Source organism: Desulfofundulus sp. TPOSR, assembly GCF_011393055.1.
GTDB classification, from domain to species: domain Bacteria; phylum Bacillota; class Desulfotomaculia; order Desulfotomaculales; family Desulfovirgulaceae; genus Desulfofundulus; species Desulfofundulus kuznetsovii.
Map to the genome: position 1 here is coordinate 11793 of NZ_JAAOEF010000004.1, position 14682 is coordinate 26474.

The window sequence follows — 14682 nt, forward strand, 5'->3', positions numbered from 1 at the left end:
ACCTGAAGGTAGATGTGGTGTTCTGGGACACACCTAATTTCTAAGGAAAAGGGCCAAAGGGCCTGACCGAAAAGGGTTACTCCAAAGATCACTGCTCCCTCGGACCGGGTCCAGATCCTGGTCGGGATGCTGATGGCCAAAGAGGAAATCCCGGTAGCCACAAAGTTTTCCCGTGGACATAGCCAACATCAAGCCCTTTAAATAAGCGCTCCGGGATACCAGAAACGCTTATTAAGCCCAAGAATTACCTGATAACCACCATATCCAAATCCAAACCCTGGCGCTGTATCTCAATCTCCTTTGATTGTCGTATGGCGACCACCGGAATATCCAGGTGAAACGGGAAAGCTGAAGGTATTTGTAATAATTGTTGCAGCGGCATTATCGGGGTTGGTTCTGAACGCAACAGGGCTTCCAAAAACCATAATTGAACATCTTCACTGGTGGTTTCCTTCTTAGCGGCAGGGACATAAATACCCTTCGTAGACGTGTCCTCGAGAACACCCCAGTCCACCATTGAACGAACTACCCGCTGGCAGGCCCGTCGCACTGTTGCCCTCTCCCCCCAGCACTCCGCTAAACGTCGGGAAATTTGTTGCAAAGAAACTTCATTCTGAAGCGTCAATAGACGGCCGATTATCGTCGCTATGTCCCGGAAAAAAGGATAGGCCAACAGCATCATGCCCCAGTGCAACCAGAGGCGCGTGCCGGGGTCACTATCAACTAAAATTTTCAACGCTCTGTACTGCAATTTTCGCTGCTCTTCCGGAATCCTTACCCATATACGGGTCAATACCGTAATAGTGTTTTTGCGAGCCTTCTCACCTTTGTATTCCGTACTTAAAAGCTCATTAAGGTATTTGCGTACTTCATCAGCGTTTCCTTCCGTTCCCGCTTTCCAGGCCGTAGCATCCAGCCACTCCAGTTTAATACGTCTGTCGAAACCTATATTTGAATTCATCATCAACGCTCCTCCCAAATTCTCACGAAGGGGACGATAACTTCTTCCAAAGATATTCCGCCATGGCTCATTACTTCTTCCCCCTCGGAGACAAAAGCATACCGTCCCCTGGCCAGCAATACGTAACAGTCAGCAGGCAAACCAAACCCCGGCCAGGGTAAGGCATTTTCAACTTTTTTCTGCACCTGCCGCCGAAAAGCTTCGTTATCATATATCCTGGCCCGCTCCCCACGGGTTTCAGCCAGGATCCCATCCGGCAAACGTCCTTTCCCCGCGGCCGCAATATTGCCATGATCCGAAGTCAGGAAAACGTCAAACTCGTACGTAAGCAGATATTCTACGAGCTCCATCAGGTAGCCCTGTTCCGCCCATAATCTGACCTGCTGGTGCATACCGGCGGTACCCAATTCCATGCCATGCATAATCCTGTCTACCTTGTCAATAACCAGCCCGATAATCTCCAGCTGTGGGCTCAAAGCTTCCTCAATTTCGTTCACCGGCTCGCTGCCTGAAGCTTTGCGGTAAAAAATGCTGCCCCTCTTAACCCCGCAATCCTCCCAAAATTTGCGCCAGTGCCGTTCCTCCTTTTGGGTTATGGTCAGGGAATCTTTAAAATAAAGGGGTGGCTCCGCCGCGAAAAGCGCCTGCCGCGAGATGGAGGTCAAAGTCGGCACCCAGGCAAAAACCTGGCTTTCCTCAAATCTCCACTTCCGCCGCTTTTCCGCCAGAACACGACGAATAATCAGCCACTGGTCCAGCGCTAAACCGTCCATTACCACCAGTGCAGTCTTCCTCGCTCCCCCTCTGGATCGCCGGTAAGCCAGATAGCGTGGTATGTGATGCAACATCACCGGCCTGGATGTATAAGGAAGGTTAACTAACGAACCGTAGCGTCTTATCATCCAGCTTGTAAATCTTTCTTCAATCGTTTCATGCAGTTCTTCGATTTTCGCTTTGCCACCAGTCTTCACGTCCCCGGTTAGTTCGTTGTTGAGAACAAGCATTTCTGCCCACAACACGGCCAGGCGTTGCCAATCCCTGTAGGTGGCCGTCTCTTCCGGAAGGTCCTTCTTGATTTTTGCTACCAGCCCTTCGAGTCTCTTCCTATCTTCACTCCGTTTATCGAAAAGAACACCTGCTTTCGCCCACTCAGGTAAGGTTTCAAGCCCTGCAACCGGGACGGGTTGTAAATGTCCTTCCAAGAAAAGATCGTCTATGTAGACCCGTATATCGTAATGATCAAAGGGAACTTCCTCAAAGCTACCTCCTCCTGCCAGGCTCTTAAGAAATTGATTCCACTTCGTCTGAAGAAAAGCAAAAAAGGCTTCCCTGCTTGAAACAATATCTTCCAGGGGCCAGTTCTGAAAAATGGTCTTCTTCCTTAGAGATTTAACAAGATATTCATCCAGCATCGGGGGTACGCTGACCATGTTGCAGTGGCGGGACAGCAGCATTTTTAACAGTTCCACCGGCGAATTTATGAGTTCGGGTACTATTCCAAAAACATGCTTTAAAATAAATTCCTTGGTTGCTCTTTCGACCAACTCACCGCCATCGTATTCTGCATAAGCCCTATAAAGCCTGTCGAGGTAAAATCTTTCCAGAGACGCAACTACAGGATAGCTGAGCTTGGGGAAAATATCAGCCAGGGTGAAGGAAAGCTTGCGCCCTGCTTTCCATATATCGTAAGGCAGGCGGCGTAATTCCTGCTCATTGCCTCGTACCACCACTATTAATTCAGCCGCCTCACCTTGATCCCACCTGCAGCGGTACTTAGATTCGTAGGCATAACGAAAGGCAACGGGATCGCCAAAAGATATTAGCTCAAATCCCATTTCCCCGAGGGCCGTAAGAATATCTTCTTCCAGCAGCAAACCATCGGGGTCCGCCGCTAAAGTGAGATGGGATATATTCGGCTGAAAATGTTGAAGGATGATATCGCGCCAGTTCATGGTCATTCTCCTTTTACATATACAATCGTAACTGCGCTTAATTCGGGCAAGACTCTTTCTCTTTCCTGTAAGCGCAGCGTCCAATCTCTTTTCTCACGTTCCAGTTCTGCCAGGCGGTGCTGCCTTACAGCAGGCAGCCCTATCCTCATAATGGCTTCCCGGCGGGCGCGGAACGCGCACAAACCTTTCTCCCGTTCTTTCTGGAGGAACTCTTGATATTTGCTCTTCAGTTCAAGGTAGAGATTTTGCCCGTAGTTTACGGCCAGCTCCTCAAGCTCTGCAAAGATTTCCCGGGATTTTTCCCCTTGAATGGTGCCTTCCATGCCGATGGAAGTTTGCTCCGAGAGCAACATATCCCATATCCTCCTGGCGGTAGGCAGCAGTACTCTACCGTCTTTATGCTGGAACAGGGGCAGAATCCGAATATTGCGCATGCTCCCGGCAAGAAGAGATATTCGCCATAAAGACCAGTAACCGCAGATTTCGTGGGATAAACCTTTAAGCCTGATCCTGGGGATGGGCTGACCGGCCACCACCCGAGGCAGTCTATTTACCAGCCCTCGTACCTTTGGCTCTTCTAAGCTTAAATAAGACATATGATAATTCTCTGCTTCCTGACGGGAGAAAACCACGTTATTCATAACAGAGCCGTCAGGCCATGTCAGGTCGTAACCCACCAGTTTACGCTTTACTGTACCGCCTTCACCCTGCAAGAAATTAATAACCATACGTTCAACCCAGTATGGTAATGGGTGCTCTGAGATTTTCTCCGCAAGCCCTGCATCGATCTGTTCTTCCTGTCCCAGGAGTTGCGTGGCCGCAGTTATCTCTAGCATACGTTCCCGAAGAGAAGCTCCCAGCCGCTCAATGTGTGCTTGAACCTCTTCCGGGTTCAGGATGGCCTCTTTATACAAATTCTCAAATTCCGCCGCCATCTCGGCGGAATCAAGAACATCGCCCATCTTATCTACTCCGAATTCTGCTAAAATAGTGGCCAATTTTTTTCAAGGACTTCCTGGACCAGGAACTCAACGGTATCCTGGAGAATAAAATTCAGCGCCCTCACCGGGTATTTTTGACCGATACGGTCTACCCGGCCAATGCGCTGTTCCAGGCGCATCGGGTTCCACGGCAAATCGTAGTTAATAACTACGTGACAAAACTGCAGGTTTAAGCCCTCACCACCGGCATCGGTAGAAATAAGCACCCGGGCAGGGCCGGCAAACTCCTGCTGGACTCTACGCCGTTCCTCCAGCCCCATCGACCCGTTCAGGGATACCACACTGAAACCTCTTTGTTCCAGGAACTCCTTGAGCATTTCCTGGGTCGGAATAAACTCGGTAAAAATAAGAAACTTAAGCTCCGGGTTATTCTCCTCGGCCTGCAGGCGATACAGCCATTCCAATAACGCCTCCGCCCGGGCATCAGGCTGCAGGGCCTCGCACTGCCGCGCCAGACTGAGCAGCCGGTTAACTTCTTCGCGTTCATTGGCAAAGGCCAGCAGGCGCTTTTTAAGAATTTGCTCAAGCTGCTCCTGTCCATCGAGGTCCCACCAGTCTTCCCCCGGCTCCATTTCTTCGTTATTAAGAAACTGAAGGGGCACTTCCTGTTCAATTATTTCCAATCTCCGTTCCAGCGCCGTCCGGATTGCCCTGGTACTGCTGGCCACCAGGCGCTGCATGAGAACCATCAAAAAGCCGATGTAGTTCCGTTTTTCTTTTAAAGCCTGGTTGTACCCATGGCGCACATACTCTGTGACTGCTTCGTAAAGTTCCCGCTGTTTTTGGTGCCGGGCCTGCCAGCCAACCGGGATAAGCTGAGTTATGCGCGGTTTAAAAAGCGGGTTGCCACGGGCGTCAACGGCCTTTCGTTTTTCGGTACGGATGACATAGGGAGCCACCCGTTCCCGCTTCACCGAATCAATGTTGGGAAAGGCCTCCTTATCCAGGAGGGCAACAAGCCGGTAAAAAGCTTCGGTTTTCCCCTGGTGGGGCGTGGCGGTAAGAAGGAGGAGATACGGTGCCGCTTCAGCCAGGCCTTCACCAAGGCGATAGCGGGCAACAGTATCTGTGCTGCCGGCAATTCTATGGGCTTCATCCACTATTATCAGATCCCATCCTGCAGAGATAAGGTTTTCAAAGCGCTCACGGTTATAGCGGCTTACCTGTTCGCTGGTCCAGCCCCGCCGCGCCTTCACTGGTTTAACGGCATCCATGGGAACCACGACCTGGTCAAACCGCCGCCAGACATTGGCGTCTCCCTCGAGGTATGACAGAGCCGTAACCTCCGCGGGCATTATGAGGTGAAACCTTTCGCGGAAGTGGGTATCCATTTCCTGCACCCACTGGGTAACCAATCCCCTGGGCGCCACCACCAGCGTCCTTCTCACCAGGCCCCTGAGCTTTAGTTCCCGCATGATGAGCCCGGCCTCGATGGTCTTGCCGAGCCCCACCTCGTCAGCCAGGAGAAAACGGACCCTGTTACCGGAAATCGCCCGGGAAAGGGCGTAGATCTGGTGGGGAAGGGGAGTTACACTCCCCTCCAGCGGTGCCAGCAGCACATCGGGCTGCGCCAGGCTTTCCGCAATCCTTGCCGCGGAAACTGTATAGATCAATCTTTCCCGGCTGTACCCCTCAGACCGGGTTATGGGCGATAATTCATTACCCGAAAGGCGGACGATAGAATCCCTGCCCGGTACCCAGACGCGGTAGGCCGTCTGATCCCATAAATTGATGGCTTCGATTATGCGCACCGGTTCACGATATTCCCGGCTCCAGGCCCAGTCGCCCGGACGCCACAACACATCCTGCCGCAAAGTTTACACCTCACCGGCCACAAGTTTTATCCTCCAGCCGCGTCAGGAACTTGTCATTAAAATGAGGCTGATTGAAAGCTAAGTTAGGTAGCTTCTCCGTAAGTAAACTATTTTATAGAAACGAATTTCCTGGGATAATGGTACATTGCTTTAATTTAAAGAAGTAGATTTAAAGACAGCCTAATAACTTTTCTACGAATTCTATTACGTACCCCCGATTTAATCTATCATGGCAATACTGATTGGTGTAATTTCGCAGGCAGCCATAGCAGCTGGTATCAGCTCGTTTGCCACCACATTCACATTTGGAGACTATCTCTAACGTCCGGCGCAAAACATCCATGAAACTTTCTTTTTCTGCAATCCTCTTAACATGACCTGCCCCGCCGGGTACATCATCAAACAGCACCAGGGCAGGACTGTGGGGATTGCCCGCATAAGGGTATAAAGTGCCATCAACATCCTGTCGTTCGATCTCCAATGCGTTGCAAGCCCCCTCCAGCAACCCATATAACAAAGAATCCCAGAAGCCTGTGCGTCTGTCATCGTAATCTGGTAACCACAGCCTTAGAATATCGGTTTTAAATTCGTAACCCAATGAATAGCGATCAGCTCGGCCTTTACAGTCTTTTCCCCAAGGTGTTTTATGAGAAGGCAAAGGTTTCCCAGTATTAACCTCAGCATAACCACAGAATTGACAGATCTTAAAACCTCTCTTCCCGGCGCTGTTTATTACTGCCAGCTTGCCTTCGCCAGCCTGTATCTTGAGATTAAAAGCACCCAGGTTCAAAGTGATTTCCTCTTCCATCCTTCCTTCCTGAGCAAAGTACTTCCGGGTGGTGTAAGTTTTTTGAGGTTTTGACATGGTAGGTGCCATAGGCTTGTCGGCGATAAAACCAAATTCAGGGGTAATAAATATCCCACGCTGGTTACCTATTTTCTCGCCACAAATACATGTATCCATAACCGACTGTTTATCCGCTATGTCACTTTGGTAGTAACCACAATGATCACAAATGGCATACATATATTTTACAGGTTCCCGGTCCGGGAGCTTTTTCAGGTACCTGCTGGTCCATAACTTGCCCCCTGCAATTACCTGACTCCCCGGTGCGTATTCGGACAACGCTACCTTGAGATCCCTGTCGAGTTCCAAACCTCTGGCTTCCTCACCATGGTGATAGATCTGCAATTCCACCACATCTACAGGAAAACCATACTTGGGAATCACATTATGCTGAGACAAAAAGTTGAGAATATAGCGCTTTTCCAGGGTATTGATAGTCTTTTGAACAGCAAGGGCTTTTTCATATCTCCCTGCATCCCTGTATTCCCTTTCGACGGCTTTTAATTCCCGCAGATCTGCCATCAGTTGCGCCTCTGCCTTGCTAAGCACTCCATCCCGCTCATGTAAAAGCTCCTCGACCCAGCTCCAATCGTCAACACCAAGCCTTTCCCACATTTTTTCGGGAATAATCCGCTTCAGGCTGGCTTTCAATTCCACGGGTCGTTTTCGTAAAAAATCCTTTAAAACCCCGGTAGCTGATTTTTCGGACTCCTTAAAGAAGGCATTGACCTGGCCAAAATACTCCGGCCATCGTTTCCAAAACATCGCCAAAGCAACTGCATACATGTGCCGCTTTATAATTTTTTCGTTGCTGATCTCGATATGCGGGGAACGAATTTCTCCCTTAATAATCCGCAGCGGGTCAGTATAGTAGGCAAAGTCATGGGAACGGCGCTGGCAAAAGGTGAGAGCAAAGGCTGTTGAGCTTGTCCTCCTGCCAGCCCGCCCGGCCCGCTGAATGTAATTGGCCGCCGTCGGTGGTACATTGCGCATAAAAACGGTTTCCAGTTCCCCCACATCAACACCCAGCTCAAAGGTAGTAGAACAGCTCAAAACATTAACCTGTCCATCATAGAACTCTTTCTGAACTCTACTAGCCCTTTCAGTAGTAAGCTGGGCAGTGTGTTCGCTGGCTTGCATTACTAAAGGCAAGGTATCAAGGTACAATTTGCGATAATGATTGTTTGCCAGTTCTTTTGCAGGGTTACATGCAACTAGCCTGCCATCGCACCTGTAGGTGGGGCAGACACCCCGAAGATTATGCACCGTTAGGCCATGGCATTTGCTGCAACGATACCAGGTCACAGAATCGTCAATCACTGCCGGGAGTATCCTCCAGTATTCCGGTTTCAGGCAATACACATCACCGTACTTTTTTGATTCATGATGGCTGGAAAAGTGAGTTTTCCACGGCGCTTTTTCACCTGCAAGCAACTTGCTCCAGATCTTGGCCAGTAGCTCTTCAACCTCTGGGCGTCTAATTCCGTTACCTATAACATCTGCCAATCGCAACAAATAATCCAGCCGGGAATTGCTACGGCCTTTAGCAGCAGGGTTCCAGCTGTAAATCCGTCCTGGAACCGACATGTTTTCTTTAAAATAATACTCTTTATTTCGGGGTGCAAAGAAGGAATCTCTAGGATCAACACAATCGGGGAAACGAACAGCACCGTTTCTCCGCACACTGTCCAATAAAACCATGATGAGAGTGGTTGCTTCGTCGGCAGTAAAGTTCCAGGGTTCTCTACACAAAGCTTTAGGCGGGCTCCAGTTTGGCGGCGGTACCGGCATAAATCCCAGCAATCCTTGCCCCTCCAGCCCTAAGGTGCGGTCTCCGGCCATAAATTCATGCAGCACCCATTTCCAGGCTTCCGTTTCTAATTGCTGGTAACTCATTTTAGGAAATAGCTGTAGATCGCCAAGCATCTTCTTGACAAAGTCAGCTAAATCGTTAACCCTCCACTGATTGGCCAGGACTTTGTCCCTGTATTTCTCCAGAGTCATAATTATCAACCGGCGCTGCAAAATCTGATTGTAAGAGGCTTGCAGGTAGCTGGCAAAATAAGCGGCGTCCTGGCGGCTGTCAGAAAAAATCAGCAGGCGACGGTTGCTTTTGTAATCGTCGGTGCCACCGGTAGTTTCCCAATCATCTTCAGCAACAATATCGGTTTTCAATTCCCCAGTCTGCTCAGGTATTTGCTGGTAGAGAGCAGTAGCCAGAACGCTGGTCACAGCCTCAGCTCCCACCACAAATCGCCTTACCACAGAACCCAGGGCATTGATACTTCCGCAGGCCGGACACCTATGGACATTTCCGTTTTTACTTGGTACTTTAATTACCGTGAAGATACATTCTTTTCCACAATCGCAAGGGGGTTCAATATTGGCAGCAGATTTCACAGACCTGCATTTTCCACACAAAAGATAGCCTTCCTCCGCCGGTATTTCTTCTCCACCACCACCAACTATTTCATCTTCGTTTTCTTCGGAAACAGGCTCTTTATCCTCAAGAAGTAAAAAATACACCAGGTTGTTACTATCGTCGTAAAAGCGATTGCCTGGCTGCTTGAGAAAGTCATGCTGGCCAACCTTATCCAATTCTCCCACCAGATACAGCGAATTGCACCGACGGCAGGTAGCAGCTTCAAAGACAGGATAACGGCTGCCGTTACTTCCCTCAATCCACTCCCGTCTTTCCATATACAGTCGCTTTTCGGGCAACAACGAAACATATCCACCTTCAACCGCCCGAATAAACAAATGGTACCTGGCCGGCAAAAGGGGTTGCCCGTCAGTATCCAGTTTGGCTTTATTTGCCAGGTATACAAGGGCCACTAAATGACTTTGTCTGTCTTTATCACCCGGGAATAATTCGCTGGCCGCATCAGCGATAGAACACGGCTTTTTTTCCAGCATCTGTTGCAAAGTAATTACCCGGCTGTCACCGGAAAGGACCAGGTAGATAAATCTGGTCCATTCCCCACTACAGTTCTTCTGTGCTGCTTTCAAGATTTCCTCAGGGACTCCTGAACTAAGACCTTCACGCATCAAAGTGGGTATTTTATCCGGGTCTTTCCCATCAACGATCTCAACCCATCGCTGGTAAAGTTCACTATCCGGACTGCCCCAGCTCCTTCCGGCAATAATCAGCTGTTTCTTATAACCAATTACTACATCCTGACGTGCAGGGTCACTGGCAATCCATTCAAACTTCTCGCCAAACAATCTTTCTCCAAAGACGGCCAACTGCTTAAAATCTTTTTCACTTCCTCCCAACGTAGCACTGGTACCTATGCATTGCAGGGCTCCTGGCTTGCTTTCCACAACTCTATCTTTCAGCCGCCTCAAGAGCATGGCCATTTCGATTCCTTTAGCTCCTGAATATGTATGAACTTCATCAATAACGATAAAGCGCCAATCCCGGGCATATTCACTATCAAAAAATACATGGTCTTCGGGGCGCAGTAATAAGAATTCCAGCATGGCATAATTGGTAAGCAGAATATGTGGGGGTGACTCCTTCATCCTCTCCCTGGAAAGCAATTCGTTGGACAGTAAAACTTCTTTCGGGTTCATTTGCTTGAAGCGTTCAACCGCCCGATTCTCGTTCTGTTCCGTCTCTCCCGTGTAGCTTCCAAAGGTAATGTCAGGGTAATTCTTTAGCAGTTTGCGCAGCCTTTTTAACTGATCGTTGGCCAGGGCGTTCATAGGGTACAGCAACAATGCTCGTACTCCCGGTCCGAGCCGGCCTTGTTCCTTCTGCCGGAACAAATGGTTGAGGATAGGGATCAAAAATGTTTCAGTCTTTCCGCTGCCGGTACCGGTAGCTACAATAATATTTCTTTGTCTTCCACCAGCTTTCGGATAGCAATTTCCTGATGCAAATATAAATTCCGATCCAAGGGTAATTCCGGTGTGCTCAACTTCCTGAACTCGGGAGACAGCACTCCCTGTTCTATCAGGAAATTCACTGAATTACCACTCTCAAAAGGCGGAGTAGCTTCCAAAATAGGCCCCCTGGCAAATTTTTCTGGCTTTCTCAATTCGTCAGCCAACTGCATATGTAACCCCATATCATTGAAGGCAAAAGTTGTTTCCAGGTAATCCAGGTACCGGTTTACAATTGCATCAGTCGCTTTCAGCGGATCTAAACCCATCTTTCCCCCTCCTTACCACAACATGTATATAATCGGGGAAAATTACCTCATTTTTGCATTCTCTGTGTGCATTCTCCCAAAATAACGCCCGGCATCTTATGCAATACATTACTCCATCTCTATCTTTATCCTGCAGAAAGGGCAACCTGTTAAAATCTTCAAATTCCAAATAAAAACTTACGGGATTATAATCCAGCGCGATGGGCTTACCCTCCTGATCAGCAGTACAAACTATCCCCTGGAACCGTTCCTCGCCCTCAAATTCGGGGGAGATATGAATATCCTGAATCCAGTATTCTCTTCCTGCCGGAATCTTTTTACCCTCACACTCAAAAGCCTCTATGGTAAGCCCCATTTCTAATACATCCTGCAATCTTTCGTCCCTGGACCCAATCATAACATCTATGCAATTCTCGCTATCAGGCTCTGGCAACAGGGTTTCATCTTCACCCCATGGATCATCAACAGCAAACTGCAGTCTGTACCGACCTGCTGGCAATCGGCCCTTGGATTCAACAATTTCCACCCTGGAAACCCCATCGGGAATAAAATGTTCAATCATGCTTATTCCAGGCATATCTAGCGGCCAGAAACGAACAACTCTGTTGAAAGCTCTGCCCAGATCCTCCCATTCCAGAACAATTGTTCGTACATCATCCTGAAGCCTCTGTTCTATTTTAATCCCCGCTACCTGCCAGCGAGTCCTCACCCGAACAAGGGTAAATGGAGGAAGGCGATTATCCTCAAAAACAAGTAACAAAGTCTGAATAGCTTGGTTGCTCTCCCGGAGGGCATCACTGAATTGCCGTAGGTCAAAGACAACAAGCTCCTGCTTAATCGGGCGGGAAATAACTTGTCTGTGGTCTTCCAAAGCCAATGTAACCAACCCTGAAATAAAAGGTGGCAATCGCAGCTGAACTTCCCCCATGTCTTCATGCCATATTTCTTCTACTTCGGCCTTCCAAGTGTCAGTTTCACCTTTCCGCCAGCGAACACTTGGAATATCTACGCAAACTTCAAGTCTAAAGTTTTGCCCTTCCTGTACATAATAACATATTTCCCCAGAAAGCTGTTGTTGTCGGGTATCAAATTCAATCAGTACCTTATAAGTAGAGATCTCGACTAACGCCGCGGGCGGATGAACCAAGAAATTAAACGGACACTCGGAACTAATCTCCAATTGCCCTTTTTCTTTTTTCCCCATTTGAGGACAGTAAATGTCCTGATCAAAACGCAATTCAGTGCCGGGAATTACAATACAATTTTCAGTCCAAATAACATTCTGCCTGAGAATCAAAGATATTGTGCATAACCCGTTAATATCTCCAGCAATAGCAGCCAGAGGCACGTATACATCCTTACCTCCGCAAATCACCTTCCTCAGGTTCTCTAAAGGTAGATACAGACTGCCGCCAGGGTAATCCAACCGCACCCCATATAGATATAATTCTTCAGGATCAGGCAGCGAGAATACCAGTTCCGGTAGCTTCCCCAGGTATACCGGTGTATTATCTTTGGTCCTCAGAACCGTTATCCTATTGCCTCCTAATAACTTGGGCTCCAACTCTCCTTTCCGCTTAAGAATGGACACCCCAGTTTTCGACTCCACCAGTACCAAATCGACGTCATCCAGATGCAAATACCAGTATTCATAACCGGACCAGCGACCGGTCAACCGTTCTTGTTCTTTAATTACCTGGACGGGTTGTATACTGCTTCCAGCAGGGGCAACCAGGTAAACGTCTCCTGTTGGCAATTGCTCCTTTTCAATTAACTCTCCCCGCGAGTTGAAAAGCAGGCATAATTTATCGCCACCTAAACCGTTAATTTCCCAACACCGGTTAATTTCTCCGCATATGAGCTCAAAGTAGTATACAGATTCAGGTTGTTCCAGCTCTATAATAACAGACTCAGTTCGAAACTGGCCATCTTTAGTCTTTTTAATAAAAACATCTTTTTTCCATTCAGCCCCAGATTTTCCTCGAATCACAAATACAGCCCCTGTTGCCTCTTTTACGGATTGTTGAGGCAGCTCCACCTTAAGGGAACGCTCAAGAGTATCCAATCTGATAACCGGCCGGCGTAAAATTATATCTCCCGCATCTCTCCAGCCCCACGGCTGTTGTGCTGCAGCCAACATGCTTTTTCCCTGCTGGTGCCACCATTTTTCCATAGACCGGACAATTCTGGAAGGTAAAGTAATACCGTTAATTTTTTCATCACCCTGATCCAGCTTCTGCATTAACAACAGGGAATTAAACACAAATTTGTCTGATATATCTCCTCCCTGTATTAAAAAGGTGCGGGTGGATTCATTCAAAGAATACAACGGCTTTTTGCTCCGTTCCATTTTTCCTTCCAATTCCAATTTCTGCTTCCGCACCTCGGTCAGGCTGACGTGAAGAGAATCTTCATCGGGATGCTCCTCCATTAAAGGCAGGTTGTCCAACAGAACATCAATATCGATCTGGCTGGATATTTCACCTTTTATAGTCTCAATTTCACGGCGTATATTTCTCTGTTGAACCAGCTCCTCCAGCCCGTCCTCCAGCTTACCTTTGCCCAGCTTGACCAGTTTCATTTTGTATCCAGCAATTTCTTCTTTGAGCTTGGACAACTGTTCCTTATATTGGTAAAGTTCTTGTTTAGAAACAGTTGCCATCCCATGCCTATCTGCAGCGATTTCCTGCTCTGCTCTACCCAGCTCCTCCAATTGCTTCTCAATTTCTCGACGGCCTTTCAAAAGTTGTTGAACCTTCAGCAAGCCCTCGGGCAATAGCGGCCATGGCTCTGCCAGAAGATGGCTCCGCACGGGCAAATTGCTGAGATGTTGCACCAGCATACGCCTGCATTCCATTGCCTGCCGATATCGCCGCCGCAACACTAAACGCAATAGCCACCCCCAAGAACCGGTAAACACCCTGATAGCAGAAAAAGATTCTCTGGCCAATTTCTCAACATATTCAACTGGAAGTTCTAACAGAGGAACGGCTAAACTTTCATCCCAGCAGTCCAATACTTGAACAGCAGCTGCTGCTATTTTCTGATTGAACTCATAAAGTTCGGAAAGCCTAACTTCTTTGATTTCAGCAATCTCCTGGGCCTTCTCCAACCAATTACAAATCTGCTGCAAATTATTCCGTTCTGCCTCAGCATGCTCCAGCCATCTCTCTGGAAGAGCCAATAGCTCAGTTAACTCGTCAGATTCTTTAATTTTGGTTTTCAATTCCTTCAACCGCTTTAACCTATCCCTGTTTTTCAATAGCTCCAGGGCAATGACCAAAGACTTCTCACGTTTGTCGAGTTCCGCAAGTTGTTCCTGCAAATCTTGATAGATAAGATATTCCTGACGCCAGTTTGCCACCACATGTTTTACTTCGTCCCAGTTTACCCAGCTTTCTATCAGCCCGGCATTTTTGCGGTCTTTGAATAATGCCATTATCACATCGGAGAAGTAACTGTCCAGATAAGAATTCGGAACATAGCCGTGGGCCAGAATTGGTACTATATAGCGCGATTTGCCTTCAAATTTAGGCAATTTATACTTCTCAACTGCCTGGAGAAAAGTTTCGCCCAAAATCCTCTGCCATTTTAACTGAGCTTGAGGCAGTTCAAGGGCCCTGTATACCGGGTCCCAAAAGTTATCCCTGTAATGCAATATACCCATCCAAACAAGAAAGATGGCAATGCTCAGGGAATTCTCAAGAGCAGGATGCGGTTTTTTTAACTCCCTTGAGATCAATTTCGCCAGGTGATTGAGTTCCTCATGATTCAACTCGATATCCCCTAAAATGGCCAAATCCGAAGAGCCAGCCAGTAACTCTTCAAAGTATGTGTCGCTGGCATGCAAATGGCCACATTGGAGTAATCCCACTTTTTTCACCTTCTTCAAAAAACGAAAGAGCTCCAAAATGTGTCCCGGCTCCAGGCCCAGTCGCCCGGCCGCCATA

At 48.2% G+C, this 14682-nt stretch carries 7 protein-coding genes; all 7 read right to left on the reverse strand.

Going from position 1 to position 14682, the window contains the following annotated elements; all coding sequences use genetic code 11:
* Positions 1-244: 244 nt before the first annotated feature.
* Positions 245-964, reverse strand: a complete 720-nt coding sequence (locus G7K71_RS15880) for a hypothetical protein (RefSeq protein ID WP_166348582.1) — start codon at positions 962-964, stop codon at positions 245-247.
* Entirely contained in the window at positions 964-2913 is a 1950-nt protein-coding gene (gene pglZ, locus G7K71_RS15885; RefSeq protein WP_166348585.1) for a BREX-3 system phosphatase PglZ, read from the reverse strand. Before pglZ ends, G7K71_RS15880 begins: the two co-directional genes overlap by 1 nt.
* 2 nt (positions 2914-2915) lie before the next feature.
* Entirely contained in the window at positions 2916-3911 is a 996-nt protein-coding gene (locus tag G7K71_RS19125) for a hypothetical protein (RefSeq protein ID WP_207713004.1), read from the reverse strand.
* On the reverse strand, positions 3896-5728 hold the full coding sequence (locus G7K71_RS15890) for a DEAD/DEAH box helicase (protein WP_207713005.1): 1833 nt from the start codon (positions 5726-5728) through the stop codon (positions 3896-3898). The genes G7K71_RS19125 and G7K71_RS15890 overlap by 16 nt, the downstream gene beginning before the upstream one ends.
* Positions 5729-5897: 169 nt before the next feature.
* A complete protein-coding gene (locus G7K71_RS15895; protein WP_243175061.1) occupies positions 5898-10367 on the reverse strand; it encodes a helicase-related protein in 4470 nt (1489 codons plus the stop codon).
* A 35-nt stretch (positions 10368-10402) separates the two neighbouring features.
* Positions 10403-10732 carry a hypothetical protein gene (locus G7K71_RS19130; RefSeq protein WP_207713006.1) on the reverse strand — a complete coding sequence of 110 codons (330 nt, stop codon included), beginning with the start codon at positions 10730-10732 and terminating at the stop codon, positions 10403-10405.
* A complete protein-coding gene (locus G7K71_RS15900) occupies positions 10704-14681 on the reverse strand; it encodes a hypothetical protein (RefSeq protein WP_166348588.1) in 3978 nt (1325 codons plus the stop codon). Before G7K71_RS15900 ends, G7K71_RS19130 begins: the two co-directional genes overlap by 29 nt.
* Position 14682: the final 1 nt, after the last annotated feature.

What these genes read in the sequence shown, in the direction of transcription:
- G7K71_RS15880 (WP_166348582.1), bottom strand. Translation starts at nt 964, where the DNA reads ATGATGAATTCAAATATAGGTTTCGACAGACGTATTAAACTGGAGTGG.
- pglZ (WP_166348585.1), bottom strand. Translation starts at nt 2,913, where the DNA reads ATGAACTGGCGCGATATCATCCTTCAACATTTTCAGCCGAATATATCC.
- G7K71_RS19130 (WP_207713006.1), bottom strand. Translation starts at nt 10,732, where the DNA reads ATGGGTTTAGATCCGCTGAAAGCGACTGATGCAATTGTAAACCGGTAC.
- G7K71_RS15900 (WP_166348588.1), bottom strand. Translation starts at nt 14,681, where the DNA reads ATGGCGGCCGGGCGACTGGGCCTGGAGCCGGGACACATTTTGGAGCTC.